Origin of the sequence: Chryseobacterium aahli, from assembly GCF_022699665.1 — a bacterium.
GTDB classification, from domain to species: domain Bacteria; phylum Bacteroidota; class Bacteroidia; order Flavobacteriales; family Weeksellaceae; genus Chryseobacterium; species Chryseobacterium aahli.
The window spans coordinates 34204-50241 of record NZ_JALDNB010000006.1 but is presented as its reverse complement, the minus strand read 5'-3'; the positions used below and the strand labels follow the sequence as shown (position 1 = coordinate 50241).

The following is a 16038-nucleotide window of genomic DNA, read 5'->3' as shown; positions in this document are numbered from 1 at the left end:
ACGCTCAAATTTTCTCGTGGAAAAATCCGAACCTTCCAAAAGACAGTATAAAGAAGGACAGCATACTTGCAGCAAGGCTTGAACAGGACATTTTCGCAAAAGACACAATGGATTTTGTAAAAACCAGCAACCGGATTATCGTTGATGAAGCTGTGCTTGCCAAAAATGATAAGAAACGGTTTTTAGGCGAACTAAATTCTAAAGGTTCAATCATTCGTGGGATTACTTTCGGCAATAATCAGGGGCAGTCTGTACAGAGTTCCATGGATTTACAAATTTCAGGAAAACTGTCAAAAGACGTCAGTATTTTAGCTAGTATTTCAGATCACAATTTACCAATCCAGGCCGATGGATACACGCAGACTCTTGAAGAATTTGACAAGATTTACATGCAGCTTAATATTAAGGACAAATCAATTCTTAGAGCCGGGCATTTGGATCTTTTAGATGACAAAAATTATTTCGCAAAATACCAGCGACGAAGCATGGGACTTCAGTTTCAGACCCAATTCGGAACTGAAAACAAGACCTTTGTAGATGTTTCTATGGGTGTGGCACGAAGCGAATTTCACAGAATCCGTTTTCAGGGTGTGGAAGGAAACCAAGGACCTTACCGATTGACTGGAAAAAATGGTGAGCAGTTTATCACATTGATTTCAGGATCTGAGCAGGTTTTTATTGACGGAATTTTAATGAAACGTGGTGAGAATCAGGATTACGTGATTAACTACAACACCGGTGAGGTTACTTTTACGAGCTTCCGACCGATTTTCCAGCAGAATTTCATTACGATTTCATTTAATTATACCAACAGAAATTATTCAAGATATTTATTTACAGGAAAGCTTGAACATCAGCGTGAGAAATTCAGAATCGGGCTGAACTGGTTTATGGAAAATGATAATAAAAATGCACCTTTAGCTTTAAATTTATCCAAAGAAGACGAACAGATTTTAGCCGATGCCGGCAATGATCCTAATCTGATGTATGCTCCTTCGGGTGTAGTTACAGAATATGACGTCAACAAAATACTTTACATTCTCGTACCAGACACCAACGGAAGTCATTATCAATTTTCCACTGATGTTACACAGACTTTGTATACCGTTTCATTTACGTATTTCGGAGTGAATTTGGGAGATTATAAACTGACGCAAACTACCAATAACGGTCGTGTTTTCGAATACGTCGGCCCCAATATGGGGGATTACAGAGCGGTAAGAAAGTTGCCTTCTCCACAAAAATCTCAGGTATATACTGTAAATTCAGAATATCTATTAAAAGACGGAAAAATAGGTGCAGACATTTCTTTAAGCAATTATGATCTCAATTTATTTTCCTCAAAAGATTCTGACCAAAATTTGGGATATGCGTACAGAGTTTTTGGAAATAAAACATTCACAAAAAATAGTTGGAAGGGAACTCCAAGCTTTGAATATCAATACATAGACAAACAATTTCACATCCTCGACCGTATTAATGATGTGGAATTTTCGAGAGATTTCAACTTAGCTCAGGAATTCAGCGGAAGAACACAAAACAGATTTATCTTTAATTTTTTAAATAAATGGAATAATAAATCGGCATTAAATTACCGTGTCAACTATCTTGACGAGCAGGATTCTTACAAAGGAATTAAAAACGATTTAGACTTCAGCTGGATCAAAGGGAAATTCCTAACCAAAGGAAACTTATCTTATCTCGATACGAATGCTACTTTACAGGACACAAAATTCATCCGTGGAGGTGCTGCCACAGAATATACAGGCAAAAAAGGAAGCTGGGCTTTAGGTGGAAGCATGGAGCACAACGAAAAGAAATTTAATGAAACTCAGCTGATGGATGTCACCAGTTTCAGCTGGAAAGAATTGTTTGTTCAAAAGAAAATCGGTGACAGTACAAGAACCAAGCTTTTGGCTAAAATGTATATCAGAGATAACGACTCTGTGCGTGACAACAGGCTTCAGAATATGAACAGGATCTTAGGATTCATGGCAGAAAGCCAGTTGATCAAAACAGAAAAAACTACTTTAAATGCTTTGATACATTACAGAAAATTCTTCTACAAAAATGAAGATGTAGATATGAATCAGAATAAAGATTTTGTCGTAGGAAATATACTTTACAATCAACAGTTATTCAAAAACGGAATGCGTTTGCAGGCTTTCTATGAATTAGGAAACGGACAGGAAGCACAACGTGAGTTCCAATACATCAAAGTGACAGACGGGCAAGGTGTGTACAAATGGACCGATTACAATGGTGACGGCGTTCAGCAGCTTGATGAATTTGAGATTGCCGAATACTCAGATTTGGCGCAGTATATCAGGATTTACACCAATTCTGTACGGTATATTCCTTCCAACAAAAATAAACTCCAGTTGGCGCTATTTGTGAATCCGGCAATTATATTTGATTCGGAAAATAAGTTTTTAAAGCGTTGGAATTTCAATGTTTCATTAAATTCACAAAACTCTTATTTTAAAAGAGAGAAAGTTTTGGTTTTAAATCCGTTTGAAAAAAGTGATGACCAGATTCTCAAAAACCAGAATATTTTAGCTTCCGTTCAGTTTAACCCAACCGAAATATCCGGCTGGAACGGAAATTACCGTTTCATTGCTAACGATAACCTCATCAATGCCAATTTCAGCAACGAAGAAAGAAATCAGACTTCTCATTTCGTGAATTTGGGATATTGGTTTAATAAAGAATTCAGGGTCGATTGGGAAAACTCTGTTCACGATTTGCAAAACTCTTCACAGCTTTTTGCAACGAGAGATTACAGACTGAATAATTTCGAAACAAAACCAAAAGCAACTTACAAATTTACAGACGCCATACAAGCCGAATTTTCTTCTGCTTACCGAGAAAAGAAAAGAGTGGACGGTGAAGAACTTCTGAAAGCTTTTGACATCACCGGAACGCTTCAGTGGGAGCGCAAGAAAACTTCCATCAGAGGAAACTTCTCATTCATCAACAACAACTTTACCGGAAACAATTTCAGCATCGTAGGAAACCAAATGCTCGATGGTTTAAAACCAGGAAAAAACCAGGTCTGGAGTGTTTTTGTACAACAGGCAATCAACTCTTTCTTGCAGTTAAATTTAAATTATGAAGGTAGAAATTCCGGTGACCGTACGATTCATATTGGAAGTATGCAGGTGAAGGCGAGTTTTTAGAATTAGAAGTTAAATTGCTACTTACTACCTACATATAAATCCTTATATTTGTTAAAAAAATAAACCGATGAGCATAGGAAATAATATCAGAAGAATAAGAACGAAATCTAAAAAGACACAGCAAGAAATTGCAGACCTTTTGGGTGTTGAGCGAAATACCTATGCCAATTGGGAAAGTGAAACCAACGATATAAAATCTGAATATCTGCCAAAACTTTCCGAAATCTTCAATGTAGAGATTAAAGATTTGTTCGAGGATAAAGAGAAAGTAAGTTTCGTTAACAACTCAACAAATAGTGATCATGCTTCGGGTGGACAACATGGATTGATAATTAACATTACTGATAAAGAAGCTGCTGAAAAATTAGTAATGCTGGTCGAAAAGTTACTACAAAAATTAGATAAAGAATAAAATAAAAACCGAAGAAGAATTTTCTTTTTTTTATATAGCAAAGCCCTTAATCATGTCATCAAGTTTATTATTCACTTCTTGGAATCATTGATTTCTGGAGGAATCTAAACCTCGTTGTTTTACAATTGATAAGTTTTCTTGAATGAAATTTGAAAAGCTAAGTGAGCAAAAATAAAAAAGCAAGCGTGCTTTTTAAAATTGCACGCCTGCTTTTTTGAAAAGCTCTCTACGATTTGTATAAAACCTCGAGAGATTTTTAAATAATCCTTTAGAGGTTTATATATAATCTTATTGTATGGTTATTGAAGAGTAATCTTTGTAGTACAAATTCCTCCAAGATGAAGTACTGAACCAACAGGTTTATCATCGATCACTCCTACTATTACTTCCCGTTATAAATCTTGTTCCTGATTCCCAACCTAAATTATTTGGTATAGTAAATGCACTACAGCAGAATGAGAAAATTTTGACAAAGTATATCCCTTAATTGGAAAAGAGTCTAACATTTGTATTCCAGGATTTGAATATGAAAGAGTGGAGTAAAAAATAAGAATATCAAACCTTTACATAAATTATCTCTTAAATTCCATCTTTGCTAAAATACATTGCTACTTACTTTCATTTATAGTTGTTGCATCACTAACAATTTGAGGAAAGTTTGGATGCTGAATACAAATTTTCCCTATTCCTTCAGAAAATTTGAATTCAATTTCGGATACTCTTTGTTCGTACGAATCAGTTTCTTCATCGTAAGTCAAAATTTTATATTTGAGATTACAATTATTTATGTTTTTAAAATCACAAATTAGGTTTTCAACTATTTTAAATCGAATAAATAGCTCCTCTTTTTCTTTATGTATAATCTTTAAATCAATTACATCACTCTGAATTTTATATTTAATAGGGGTGTACCATTTATCACCATCAATAGGAAGTGTATAAGCAAAATATGTTAAGTTTTTCGGACAATTTTCTAAATTTTGGCAAAATAATGATTGCCAAAAAGATAAAACTATAATAGTAAATATTTTTTGATACATTATTAAATTATTTTAATCACTTTTCTAAAAAGGTACCAATTCAAAAGTCCTACTAAAATTGTTATAAGAATAAAGAAGGAGCTGAAATTACTTTTATCAAAAATGTAAATTGTTATTAGATAAGTTCCTGAGGAATAAATTAATTGAAGCCAAATTCTGTTACCAAGTTTTATAATAATCAAATATAATATTAAATATAATGGAAAATAAAATATAACTGCCAAAAACAGAAAATCATAAATAAAAATTAGTTGAAGTAAATAACCATATGAGTAACTACTTTCTTGTAAATTATATAATTTATACAATTTAATATCATTATTAGAATTACATAAATATCCAATAATTAATTGTAAAATATTCTTAGCTAAAATGCCAAAATACATGGTAGCTAAAAGCTTAGGAATATTATTTAATAACTTCATAATATTTTATTTAATTACATCCTAAAGAACTTAAGAGAGCTTTACCTTTTAAATAATTTCTTATTTTTGAGTAATTAGGTCTATAGGTTTTTTCTGGAAGTTTATTAGCATTTCCACCCCTATCATTTATATATTTTGATAATTTATCTTGCATCCCTGTCCAGAGCTGGTCGGCTCCATGAAATGCTGCACTTACAATTAAATAATTAGCAAGATTAGGAAAACTTGTTGCTACTTGAGAAACTCTATCAACACCTCTAGTATAAATATACATTGTATTATCAGTTGGATTTACATAGAAACCAAACAATCTGTTTCCAGCGACTGGATGTACGCCATCATACCCCATACTCATCGGAGCCTTTATTGTCGAAAATATCCATGCTTGTGGACCTAACCCACTGCAAACTACTGTCCCATTATCAATTGGAATTTCAATATGAAGGAGTGTACCTAGAGGATTTGATGAATTCCATAAGGCCGTATCGTTAATTCCGTAATGATTATCAACGATTGGTGTAAATTTCTCTGCAAACAAATTTAAATTAAGTCTAAAAAAATTAAAAAATTCTTCTGGAGAATATTTTTGATTACTATTTGGTTTATTAGGTAAAGAATTAATTTGTACAGGAAATACATCCATATTAATTCTTGCACTTGCTCCATCATCTAAATTTGTAATTTGCCAATTACTCCACCAACTTGTTTGGTTTTTAATATTTTGTAATTTGTCTTTTACTGATTGTGAAATGTTGTGTTGCGCTACGGCTTGCCAATCATCTAATTCACCACACGGAATATCTAACAATAAATTTTGGTTTTGAGCTAAAGCATTATCTAAAGCTTTCAGACGATGAAAGAAATTTTCAGGTTCTGTCATATCATAATACTCGTTCTGAAAAAACTGGTATGCTGAATTTAAATAATTGAAAGTCAAGTCATTTGCTGGCGTGCCTGATTCTGAAACATATTTAATGATCGCCTTTATAAAAGTTTTATATTCATCCATAAAAAAATCATTTTCACAAGGCAAAGGATATGTCGACCCTGATACAGCAATATATTGGTATATTTTTAATCTTAAACTTTGATCACTATTTATTTGATCTACTTCGGAAGCATCTAATCCTAAAGAATTACATGTTTTACCTTTTGGCCCATGTGTTACATAAAGTGGAGCAGAAGTAGGAATAGAAATTACGGGGGGCGTGTAACTTCCAGGAACACCTCCACCTCCTCCACCTCCTCCACCTCCTGAGGAACCACCTCCTTCACTAGCCATACAGTTGGGGTCAAAAGAAACTGAAACAGTATTAAAAGGCATACTTGCATTTAGAACTGAACAATACTGACCATTTGTGTGATGTCCAGTATATCCACATTCATAAGAAGTAACAGTATATGTAGAACATCCCATTGAAAAAGTATCAATAAACATCATCTTCCCACTTGTATTTTGCGAATCTGAAAGTTTTATTGTCTGATAAGAGTTAGGATCTATAGAAAAATTAAGTTTTCTTTTATATCTTAAAATATACTTTTCTATTATTTGATTGTCAATACTTTTTAAAACTAATTTCTCTTCGTATTCAGCATTTTCTTGTCCAATAATATAGAAAGAATGGTACTTTGCATTAAGATAAGAAACTTCTTCAAAAGTATCAGTGTAAATCTCATATCCACTTATTATTTGTGTAGATTTTGATGAAGATGAATTTTCATCCTTTTGAGTCTTAAGGAAACCCGAGATTTTGTTAATATCTGCTTTTAAGAAATTTATATTTTCATAATCAGCTTTTTTTAAAATCTGTGTTTTAACATTGTCTTTAGTCAGATTGTACTTACTAGTTTGATCTTCTTGATTCACTAAATCCAACTCTTGACGGCAGCCAAAAAATAGAAGAAAACATGCTAGAAGCATTAGGAAATTATTTTTTTTCATATTTTGTGTATTATAATTTTACTTTGCAAATATGAAAAAAACAATTCACTTATTATGCATTTATTTTTTGGCATCTTTTGCACAAGTTTTTTGGCAATTCTAATAATCAAAACTTATATTTGCATTAGTAATAAATACACGGGGTGCCGCAAGGCTGAGATCATACCCGATGACCTGATTTGGATAATGCCAACGTAGGGATGTCTGCTTAAAATATTTTCATTTTATGCTTTATTCGTTCGCATGCTTATCTGTGGTCTGAACTGAATAATCAACTTAAAATAAAATGGAAGTAACAAAGTTTTCCGGAGAACTAATCCCCCAACAAGACAAAAACTGGCAAGGAAGATCTGAATGGTTTTTCAACCGAGAACATACCGACACCTACGAATTATGGTATGAAGGCAGGTACAAACGTGCTGAAATCTGGCAAAAAAAAGTAATGGAACAGCTCGTTTCCAAAGATCAGAGAGTTAAAACATTATTAGAATTTGGTTGTGGCACTACCCGATTTACCCGTTGGTGGAAAAACATCGGGATTGAAGCGACCGGTGGAGACATTTCGCCATTGATGTTATCTCAGGCAGTTCATCTTTTTGAAGGCGATCTGGTAATGGCCGACTCTCATTTCATGCCTTTCAAAGATCATACGTTTGATTCATTGGCATTCATCACAACTTTTGAATATTATAAAGATCCCGTAAAAGTTATCAGAGAAGCCGCCCGTGTTGCCAAATACGGAATTGCAATGGGCATGATGAACAGGAATTCCCCGAAAGTTGCAAGGAGACGAGTGCAGCAGTTATTTGGAAAAAACCCTTTCTATGTGACGGCAATTTTCTACACGCCGAAAATGCTGACTGAAATTATCGAAAAAGCTTTAGTTGGAAGAAAATACACGATAGAATGGACTTGCACCGGACTTCCAAAATGGTTTCCAGTACAGCAATGGAATGTGCCGGTTGGTGATTTTTTTGGTTTATACATTCAGCTAAATGATGTGGAATGAGTGAAACTTTAGGCAAAATAAATCATTCCCAATTTGAAGATTTCCTGAAACAGCGTTGCGGAAAAGAACGTGATGAAGTAAGTGTCGGTCCTGAGTTTGGCGTTGATGTTTCAGTTGTCGACTTGCACGGCGGAAAAGCAATGGTTTTGACTAGCGATCCGCTGTCTTTAATTCCGTCCTTAGGTTTGGAGGAATCCGCTTGGTTATCGGTACATCTTATGGCGAATGATATGGCGACGACGGGTTTTGCTCCGATGTTTGGGCAATTTATTTTAAACCTTCCTGCTCATCTTACTAAAAATGATTTTGAAATCTATTGGAATTATATTCATCAGTTTTGTAAAGATATAGGTGTAAGCATTACCGGAGGACATACCGGATTTATCGAAGGTCAAAATTCTACCATCGCAGGCGGTGGAACTTTTATTACGGTCGCTCCGAAAGAAGAAATTTTGGTTTCAAAATATGCAAACTTTGGCGATTCAATTTTAGTGACCAAGACAAGCGCACTTTCATCCGCAGCAATATTAGCCATGAGTTTCCCTGAGACTGTAAAAAATAAAGCGGGGAAAGAATTTTACTATTCAGCATCGGCTTCCTTTTACGAAACCTCATCATTGAAAGATGCTTTGACTGCCGTACAAAATGAGAATTCAGGAGTGACAGCCATGCATGATGTGACAGAAGGCGGAGTTTTGGGAGCTATTTACGAATTGGCGATTGCGTCAGGAAATGGAGCTGAAATTTTTAACGAAAAACTTCCGACTGGAGAGATACAGTCCGCTGTTTGTAATCTGTTCGCTTTGGATCCCAGATATTGCATTGGTGCAGGTTCCATGATTATTACCTGTAAAAAAGAGAAGGCTTCGGAAATTATTTCGAGATTGGAAACTAATCATATTCCATGTACAGAAGTCGGAACGATTACCGAACAATCTGACGGAATTAAATTAATTGAGAACGAAAAAGTAAATGATTTAATGTATTTTGAAGAAGATCCTTATTGGAAAGCATTTTTTAACGCTTATAAAAACGGCTGGAAATAATGAGAAAACAAACCATAGAATCCGGAATTTATTTAATCATTGATCCTTCGATGGATGAGAAAATTCTTTTTCCCAAATTAAATTTAATTGTAAAAGAGAACATTGCAGTAATTCAGGTTTGGGATCATTTCGAACAAAATCAGAATATTGAAGAATTGCTTTTAAAAATCCACGAAACGACTTCTTTCTATAACACTCCTTTGATCATCAATAATCGATGGGAACTTTTAAAACAAATTCCTTTGGATGGAATTCATTTTGATGAGATTCCTGAAAATTTCAATGAAATTAAAAAGGAAATCAACCGTGATTTCATCGTTGGAATTACCTGCAATAATGAGTTTTCCACCATTGAATATGCTGAAGGACATCAGTTCGATTATATTTCGTTCTGCTCAATGTTTCCATCAAAAACCGCAAACAGCTGCGAATTGGTAAATTTTGAAACCGTTCAGAAAGCGAAAAGTATTTACGGCGGAAAGATTTTCTTAGCTGGAGGAATTGATTTAAATAATATTAAAAATTTAGATGAATTAAATTATGACGGAATCGCTGTCGTTTCAGGAATTATGAGCGCGGAAAACCCGTCAGAAACCATTAAAAAGTATCATCAAAAAATTAAAAAAATTAAAAAATGAGAATAAAAACCATAGAAAAATTGTGCTGTCCGTTTGATAAATCAGATTTAAATTTAACCATCATTTCACAAGATGAAAGTGAAAATATCACAGAAGGTTTATTGATCTGTGACGACTGTAAAAGAGTCTACCCAATCATCAGCGGAATCCCCATTATGTCACCCGACGAATACCGTGAATTTAAACTGGAACAACCTGTTTTAGAACGCTGGGAAAAACATTTGGAAGGCAAAAAAGTGGAGAATTTCAGATTGATTTCTTAACGATAACAGCAATAGATAATTTCAAAATGCTGAAAGTTTAGAATTTCGTAAATTTGCAGCATGATAAAAATAGGCAACATAGAACTGCCGGAATTTCCGCTTTTGCTCGCTCCGATGGAAGATGTAAGTGATCCGCCGTACAGACGACTGTGTAAATTACATGGTGCAGATATGATGTATTCAGAATTTATCTCTTCTGAGGGCTTGATTCGCGATGCGATGAAGAGTAGAAAGAAGCTGGATATTTTCGATTATGAAAGACCTGTGGGAATCCAAATTTTTGGCGGTGATGAAGAAGCGATGGCGATGTCTGCAAGAATTGTGGAAACCGTAAACCCTGATTTGGTGGACATCAATTTTGGTTGTCCGGTAAAAAAAGTGGTTTGCAAAGGTGCAGGAGCCGGAGTTTTGAAAGATGTTGACATGATGGTTCGTTTAACGAAAGCTGTTGTAAGTTCTACAAGTCTTCCTGTGACGGTGAAAACCCGTTTGGGATGGGACAACAACTCAATCAATATTGATGAGGTTGCAGAACGTCTTCAGGAAACGGGAATCAAAGCTTTGACGATTCACGCAAGAACGCGCGGACAAATGTATAAAGGTGAAGCTGACTGGGAACACATTTCAAGAATCAAACAAAACCCAAACATTGAAATTCCTATTTTTGGAAACGGTGATATAGATTCTCCCGAAAAAGCTTTAGAATATAAAAATAAATACGCTTGCGACGGAATTATGATTGGCCGTGCTGCGATTGGTTATCCGTGGATCTTTAATGAGATCAAACATTTCTTTGCAACCGGAGAACATCTCGATGCACCCACAATTTCAGACCGACTTTTGGCTGTTCGCCAACACGCAGAATGGAGCGCAGAATGGAAAGGCGAGAAATTAGGATTGATCGAAATGAGACAGCATTACAGCAATTATTTCCGTGGAATTCCTCATTTTAAAGATTTTAGAAGAAAATTTTTGGAAGTATATTCTTTGGTTGAAATGGATGAAGTAATCAAAGAAACTCAAGGGTTTTATGAGGAATATCAGGCACAGGTTTAAGTTAAGGTTAATTAAAACTATTAAACTTTATATAAAACAGCAAACCCATCAAAATTTGATGGGTTTGTTTATTTTTACTTTGCTTGGAAAAAGAAATTATTTTTTGATATCAGTTTTCACGTCCTGATATGTTTTTCCTACAGCTTTTGCACCTTTTTTAGCAGTTTTTTCCGTCCATTTTGCTCCTTGCTTTATACCTTTCTCCGTGGCTTTAGCACCTTTTTTTGCGGTTTTACCAGTCCATTTCGCTCCTTTCTGAACTCCTTTTTCGGTAGCATTTGCCCCTTTTTTAGCAGCATTTCCTACAGCTTGAGCGTCTTTTTTCACTGTTTCTTTTACAGTTTGCTTTTCTTGTGCATTGGCAGAGAATGTAATCATTAAAATTGCCAGAATTGAAATTGTTTTTTTCATTGTATTTAAAAATTTAGATTAAAATTACTACTTTATTTTACTTAAAATCAAAATTTTTAGGTTTGTTTCCCAGAGTATCGGGTTGCTCAAGGTTTTTATTGTTCGAGTAAAGTAATCAGAAACATATAAACACAACAAACCCATCAGAATTTGATGGGTTTGCTTATTTTAATATGCTTCAGAAGAAGATTCATTTTTAATTAATGCCAACGCTGAGGAAGTTCCTATCCTTTTGACACCGAGATTGATCATCTTTTCGGCATCTTCGGGAGTTTTTACTCCACCTGCCGCTTTTACAGGAAGTTTCCCTGCGTTATGGAGCATAATTTTTATACCTTCAAATGTTGCTCCACTGGGTTTTCCGTCTTTCGTTTCGTAAAAACCTGTGGAAGATTTAACGAAAATTTTAGATAAATCATTTTCAGGAAAATTTTCTTCTGCCCAATTGGAAATATTTCTAGTCAGATTGGCAATTTGCTCATCCGTTAAAGCTGCAATTTCAATAATCCATTTTGCAACTTTATGATGATTCATACACAATTGTGTGCATCGCAAAAATTCATCTTTTACTAAATCTCCTTTCAAATACGCAGAATAATTGATGACGAAATCTAATTCATCTGCACCTTCTTCAATTGCTTTTTGGGCTTCAGCTAATTTTGCATCTAAAGAATAAGTTCCTTCATGAAAACCGATGACCGTTCCTAGAACAACATCGGCATTTTTCTCCAGAATGTATTTTCTGATTTCAGCTACATAATCCGGACGAATCATAACAGCAAACAAATGATTTTCAATTGCTTCCTGAGTGAGTTCTTTTACTTTTCGCAAAGTTTTCTCTTCAGAAATTCCTGCCTGTAACGGTGTTTTTAAATAAGTTGAATCTAAATACTGAGCAATATTCATTTTAATTATACTTTGAGTTGTCGGTTGATCCCTTGCTCCAAAGATATAAAAGTTTCCGTTCTTGTCACTCCTTTCATTTTCTGAAGTTTATTTAAAATCTGCATCAAATGGTCGTTGTCTATGCATAAAACCTTTAGGAAAATGGTATAATTTCCTGTAGTGTAATGTGCTTCTACTACTTCATTTACATCTTTCAGTGCTTTTACCACATCCGGATAATGACTTGGCTGATCGAGGAACATCCCGATGTACGAAACTACTTTATATCCTATTTTTCTTGGGTTCAGAAATGAAATAGAGTTTTCGATTACGCCTGCGTGCTCCAGCTTTTTGATTCTTTGGTGCACAGCTGTAGTTGAGATCCCTACCTGCTTAGAAATGTATGCCAAAGAGCTTTTAGCATTATCCATCAACATATAGATAATTTCTTTATCTAAAGGGTCTAAATGATAGCTTGTACTGGTTGAGTTTTTCATCTTAGATTATTACTTTTTTTTATATTGTCATTTATTTCTTTAAAACTATAAAAACAGGAAAATGATCACTGTAACCGCCCAAATAGCGGCTTCCTGCATAGGTTCTGAAAGGCCTGTCACTAAACATTTTATTTCTGCTTCTCAGTTTTTCTGGCTTAAAAATTTTGGCGTCGTAATATGATAATGATTGATTGTCATCAAAAAATGATTTTGATAATAAAATCTGGTCAAACAAAAGACCTGATTTATAATGAAAAGCAGAGTAATTTTTGGTAGTATACAATTCCTGAAAAGGATTAATCAGAACTTTTTCATTTTTATCATCAAAAAGGATTTTCAGTAAACCTTCGCCGTCAGGATTTTCATTAAAATCACCGCAGAGAATTACGTTTTCCTTTTCAACATTGACGATCTGAACAATTCTGTTTCTGATTTCGCTTAAAATATAATCGCGTTTCGGCTGATTAATATCTTTCTCTCTTTTTGACGGAAGATGCGCTACAAAAACATTGATAATTTCTTCTTTAAATTTAACTTTCGAGAAGAGTACATCTCTTGTTGTATCGTAGTTTTCGGGATTATTGTCTACAATTTCAAAGAAAAATGTGATGGCTTCAGAATCTATAATTTCAATTTTAGATTTGTCATAAAGTAAGGCTACATCAACCTTTCTTTCATCCATAGAGTTGTAATGAACGATGCCATATTGAGAATTGAAAGGACTCATCTCTACAAGATCTTCCAGAACTTTTCTTCCAGAAATCTCAGAAAGACCAATCATGCACGGAAGAATGCCTGTTTCATCCTTCATCAATTGAAAGACATGTGAAATTTTGAAAAGTTTGTCTCTGTATTTTCTTTCGTCCCAGTTTCTAAGTCCCGAGGTGGTAGGATCTAGCCTATGATTAGGCGGCGGGTCTGGCAAAAATAAATTTTCTACATTATAAAAAGCAAACAGTTCCATCTACACGTTTTTCTATTGGCATTCAGAAATTTTCAATTTTAATTTCAGAGTGTAAATTTATTGTTTTTTTTAGTATCATACCACTAATCATAATTAAATTTTCACATAAAACGCGAAAAAATTGACATAATCGTAAGCTTGTTAATTTATTTCAGCGAAAATTTTAATAAAAATGAACTTACATTCATAAAAACTCTTCTCTCGAACATTTTTAAATTTCAGAAATCATTATTTGAAAACGATTGCACTAATGTTTAATCGCAAAAAACCACAAGAAAATACATGTTATTTTAATAGATCCGGGCGTTTTTCTTCAGTAATTCTTAGTGCTTCTTCATGTCTCCATTCTTCAATTTTAGCAAAATTTCCGCTCAAAAGAATTTTCGGAACATCTAAACCTTTGTAAGATTCTGGTCTGGTGTAGATAGGAGGTGACAAAAGATCATCCTGAAAGCTGTCAGTCAGAGCACTCTGCTCATCATTTAAAACTCCGGGAACAAGGCGAATAATAGAATCTGCCAAAACACAAGCAGCTAATTCCCCGCCTGTTAGGACAAAATCTCCAATGGAAATTTCTTTTGTAATATGAAGATCACGAACTCTTTGATCAATCCCCTTGTAATGCCCACAAAGGAAAATCAGGTTGTTTTTTATAGAAAGAGTATTTGAAATTTTCTGATTCAGCGTTTCTCCGTCGGGAGTCAAATAGATAATTTCATCATAATCCCTTTGAGATTTCAATTCGGAAATACATTTATCTAAAGGCTCAATCATCATTACCATTCCTGCTCCACCACCATAAGGTTCATCATCGATTTGTCTGTGTTTGTTGATCGACCAATCTCTCAACTGATGGAAATGCACTTCTACCAAACCTTTATCAACTGCTCTCTTCAAAATAGAAGTTCTGAACGGACTTTCCATCAATTCTGGAAGTACGCTTATTATATCAATTCTCATTGCTGCGTATTATTTTTTTTACTTGGCGAAATAATCAGACGTAAGGAGGAATCTTTGTTAAAGTAGCTCCACATCCAATTGAAAAATATGGCCAATTTATTTCGAACGCTCAAAATAAGCATTAAATGTAAAAACATCCAAAAATACCATGCTAAAAATCCCTGAAATTTAATAAAAGGTAAATCGACAACAGCTCTGTGTTTTCCGATGGTAGCTAAAGAACCCTGGTCTTTGTATTCATATTCCGTCCATTCACCAGCATCTTTTTTCAGAAAGTTTTTTCCTAAATTTTTCGCCTGATTAATAGCAACATTAGCAACCTGAGGATGTCCCTGCGGATATTTTGGAGTTTCCATATAGGCGATATCACCTACTGCATAAATATTTTCGTAGCCTTTAATTTTATTAAATCTGTCAACAATATATCTGTTTCTGATCAGTTTTTCTGTGGGGAAACCGTCAATTACGTTTCCTACAACTCCGGCTGCCCAAATCACGTTATTAGATGGAATTTGTTTTCCACTCTTCATGTAGACTTTGTCGCCATCATAATCGGTAACAATTTCTCCGCTCATAAATTCAACACCAAGATCTTTCAGATATTTTTCAGATTTCTCTTGTGCCTCGGGGCTCATCACCGCCAAAGGTTTTTCTGTAGAACTTACCAAAATGATTTTAAGATTATCAAAATTCATGTAAGGATAATCGCGGGGAAGAATATCTTTTTTCATTTCAGAAAAAGCTCCTGCCAATTCCACTCCTGTTGGTCCGCTTCCTACGATAACGATGTTCCAATTTCCGTCGTCACTGCGGCTTTTTTCAAGAATTAATTTTTCGAAAGTCATCAAAACATGATTTCTGATTCCGATGGCTTCCTGAGTATTTTTCATCCCGAAAGCTTTGCTCTCCAAATCTTTATTTCCAAAGAAATTGGTTTTGCAACCCGTAGCAATAATCAGTTTATCATAAGTGAATTCGGCTCCGTCAGTAATGACTTTATTTTGAGAAGGAATAATTTCTTTAACGTCCGTCAAACGAAACTGTGTATTTCTGGATTCCTGAAAGATCTTTCGGAAGGGAAATGAAATATTGGAAGGCTCTATCCTGCCACATGCGACCTGATAAAACAACGGTTGAAACATGTGATGGTTTACTTTATCGAGAACGATTACTTTTTTATTTTTATTGTTTAATGTTTTCGCAAGCTGCAGCCCCGCAAAACCTCCTCCGATGATGATGATCTTTTCGCGTGTTTCCATAGTAACAAATTTACTTATTTTATTTAGTATTTTATGGCTTAAAAAGTTAGTT

15 protein-coding genes and 1 riboswitch are annotated in these 16038 nt (G+C 34.5%); of the genes, 7 read left to right on the top strand and 8 right to left on the bottom strand.

The window, feature by feature from the left end:
• Nucleotides 1-107 precede the first annotated feature (107 nt).
• The gene (locus MQX03_RS11300; RefSeq protein ID WP_394801746.1) at nucleotides 108-3179 is read left to right on the top strand and encodes a hypothetical protein; all 3072 of its coding nucleotides are present in this window, start codon (nucleotides 108-110) and stop codon (nucleotides 3177-3179) included.
• A gap of 67 nt (nucleotides 3180-3246) precedes the next feature.
• The gene (locus MQX03_RS11295) at nucleotides 3247-3591 is read left to right on the top strand and encodes a helix-turn-helix transcriptional regulator (RefSeq protein WP_242803262.1); all 345 of its coding nucleotides are present in this window, start codon (nucleotides 3247-3249) and stop codon (nucleotides 3589-3591) included.
• Nucleotides 3592-4199: 608 nt separating this feature from the next.
• On the opposite strand, the gene MQX03_RS11290 is transcribed toward MQX03_RS11295, so the two are convergent.
• Complete coding sequence (locus MQX03_RS11290; RefSeq protein WP_242803261.1) at nucleotides 4200-4631, bottom strand: hypothetical protein; 432 nt, start codon at nucleotides 4629-4631, stop codon at nucleotides 4200-4202.
• 435 nt (nucleotides 4632-5066) lie between these two features.
• On the bottom strand, nucleotides 5067-6998 hold the full coding sequence (locus tag MQX03_RS11285; RefSeq protein WP_242803260.1) for a hypothetical protein: 1932 nt from the start codon (nucleotides 6996-6998) through the stop codon (nucleotides 5067-5069).
• 129 nt (nucleotides 6999-7127) lie between these two features.
• Nucleotides 7128-7216: riboswitch (TPP riboswitch) on the top strand.
• A 68-nt stretch (nucleotides 7217-7284) separates the two neighbouring features.
• Between MQX03_RS11285 and MQX03_RS11280 the strand changes: the two genes are divergently transcribed.
• Genes MQX03_RS11280 through dusB form a run of 5 tightly spaced genes read left to right on the top strand, consistent with a single transcriptional unit; the run spans nucleotide 7285 to nucleotide 11010 of the window.
• Nucleotides 7285-8007, top strand: coding sequence for a class I SAM-dependent methyltransferase (locus tag MQX03_RS11280; RefSeq protein ID WP_242803259.1), 723 nt, complete (start codon nucleotides 7285-7287; stop codon nucleotides 8005-8007).
• Nucleotides 8004-9053 (top strand): AIR synthase family protein, encoded by a 1050-nt coding sequence (locus MQX03_RS11275; protein ID WP_242803258.1) that lies wholly within the window; start codon nucleotides 8004-8006, stop codon nucleotides 9051-9053. Before MQX03_RS11280 ends, MQX03_RS11275 begins: the two co-directional genes overlap by 4 nt.
• Nucleotides 9053-9691, top strand: a complete 639-nt coding sequence (locus tag MQX03_RS11270; protein WP_242803257.1) for a thiamine phosphate synthase — start codon at nucleotides 9053-9055, stop codon at nucleotides 9689-9691. The genes MQX03_RS11275 and MQX03_RS11270 overlap by 1 nt, the downstream gene beginning before the upstream one ends.
• Nucleotides 9688-9954 (top strand): Trm112 family protein, encoded by a 267-nt coding sequence (locus MQX03_RS11265; RefSeq protein WP_242803256.1) that lies wholly within the window; start codon nucleotides 9688-9690, stop codon nucleotides 9952-9954. Before MQX03_RS11270 ends, MQX03_RS11265 begins: the two co-directional genes overlap by 4 nt.
• 60 nt (nucleotides 9955-10014) lie before the next feature.
• Nucleotides 10015-11010 carry a tRNA dihydrouridine synthase DusB gene (gene dusB / locus MQX03_RS11260; RefSeq protein WP_242803254.1) on the top strand — a complete coding sequence of 332 codons (996 nt, stop codon included), beginning with the start codon at nucleotides 10015-10017 and terminating at the stop codon, nucleotides 11008-11010.
• 96 nt (nucleotides 11011-11106) lie between these two features.
• On the opposite strand, the gene MQX03_RS11255 is transcribed toward dusB, so the two are convergent.
• The 6 genes from MQX03_RS11255 to MQX03_RS11230 form a co-directional block, all read right to left on the bottom strand.
• Entirely contained in the window at nucleotides 11107-11421 is a 315-nt protein-coding gene (locus MQX03_RS11255; protein WP_242803252.1) for a hypothetical protein, read from the bottom strand.
• Between the two features lie 168 nt (nucleotides 11422-11589).
• Nucleotides 11590-12327, bottom strand: coding sequence for a deoxyribose-phosphate aldolase (gene deoC, locus MQX03_RS11250; RefSeq protein ID WP_242803250.1), 738 nt, complete (start codon nucleotides 12325-12327; stop codon nucleotides 11590-11592).
• A gap of 5 nt (nucleotides 12328-12332) precedes the next feature.
• Nucleotides 12333-12803 (bottom strand): Lrp/AsnC ligand binding domain-containing protein, encoded by a 471-nt coding sequence (locus MQX03_RS11245; protein WP_129534898.1) that lies wholly within the window; start codon nucleotides 12801-12803, stop codon nucleotides 12333-12335.
• Between the two features lie 31 nt (nucleotides 12804-12834).
• Nucleotides 12835-13767, bottom strand: a complete 933-nt coding sequence (locus MQX03_RS11240; protein WP_242803248.1) for an endonuclease/exonuclease/phosphatase family protein — start codon at nucleotides 13765-13767, stop codon at nucleotides 12835-12837.
• A gap of 285 nt (nucleotides 13768-14052) precedes the next feature.
• On the bottom strand, nucleotides 14053-14727 hold the full coding sequence (gene trmD / locus MQX03_RS11235) for a tRNA (guanosine(37)-N1)-methyltransferase TrmD (RefSeq protein ID WP_242803247.1): 675 nt from the start codon (nucleotides 14725-14727) through the stop codon (nucleotides 14053-14055).
• Nucleotides 14724-15986: an NAD(P)/FAD-dependent oxidoreductase gene (locus tag MQX03_RS11230; RefSeq protein WP_242803245.1), complete on the bottom strand. Its 1263-nt coding sequence runs from the start codon at nucleotides 15984-15986 to the stop codon at nucleotides 14724-14726. The genes trmD and MQX03_RS11230 overlap by 4 nt, the downstream gene beginning before the upstream one ends.
• Nucleotides 15987-16038 lie beyond the last annotated feature (52 nt).

What these genes read in the sequence shown, in the direction of transcription:
- MQX03_RS11300 (WP_394801746.1), top strand. Translation starts at nt 108, where the DNA reads ATGGATTTTGTAAAAACCAGCAACCGGATTATCGTTGATGAAGCTGTG.
- MQX03_RS11295 (WP_242803262.1), top strand. Translation starts at nt 3,247, where the DNA reads ATGAGCATAGGAAATAATATCAGAAGAATAAGAACGAAATCTAAAAAG.
- MQX03_RS11290 (WP_242803261.1), bottom strand. Translation starts at nt 4,631, where the DNA reads ATGTATCAAAAAATATTTACTATTATAGTTTTATCTTTTTGGCAATCA.
- MQX03_RS11285 (WP_242803260.1), bottom strand. Translation starts at nt 6,998, where the DNA reads ATGAAAAAAAATAATTTCCTAATGCTTCTAGCATGTTTTCTTCTATTT.
- MQX03_RS11280 (WP_242803259.1), top strand. Translation starts at nt 7,285, where the DNA reads ATGGAAGTAACAAAGTTTTCCGGAGAACTAATCCCCCAACAAGACAAA.
- MQX03_RS11275 (WP_242803258.1), top strand. Translation starts at nt 8,004, where the DNA reads ATGAGTGAAACTTTAGGCAAAATAAATCATTCCCAATTTGAAGATTTC.
- MQX03_RS11270 (WP_242803257.1), top strand. Translation starts at nt 9,053, where the DNA reads ATGAGAAAACAAACCATAGAATCCGGAATTTATTTAATCATTGATCCT.
- MQX03_RS11265 (WP_242803256.1), top strand. Translation starts at nt 9,688, where the DNA reads ATGAGAATAAAAACCATAGAAAAATTGTGCTGTCCGTTTGATAAATCA.
- dusB (WP_242803254.1), top strand. Translation starts at nt 10,015, where the DNA reads ATGATAAAAATAGGCAACATAGAACTGCCGGAATTTCCGCTTTTGCTC.
- MQX03_RS11255 (WP_242803252.1), bottom strand. Translation starts at nt 11,421, where the DNA reads ATGAAAAAAACAATTTCAATTCTGGCAATTTTAATGATTACATTCTCT.
- deoC (WP_242803250.1), bottom strand. Translation starts at nt 12,327, where the DNA reads ATGAATATTGCTCAGTATTTAGATTCAACTTATTTAAAAACACCGTTA.
- MQX03_RS11245 (WP_129534898.1), bottom strand. Translation starts at nt 12,803, where the DNA reads ATGAAAAACTCAACCAGTACAAGCTATCATTTAGACCCTTTAGATAAA.
- MQX03_RS11240 (WP_242803248.1), bottom strand. Translation starts at nt 13,767, where the DNA reads ATGGAACTGTTTGCTTTTTATAATGTAGAAAATTTATTTTTGCCAGAC.
- trmD (WP_242803247.1), bottom strand. Translation starts at nt 14,727, where the DNA reads ATGAGAATTGATATAATAAGCGTACTTCCAGAATTGATGGAAAGTCCG.
- MQX03_RS11230 (WP_242803245.1), bottom strand. Translation starts at nt 15,986, where the DNA reads ATGGAAACACGCGAAAAGATCATCATCATCGGAGGAGGTTTTGCGGGG.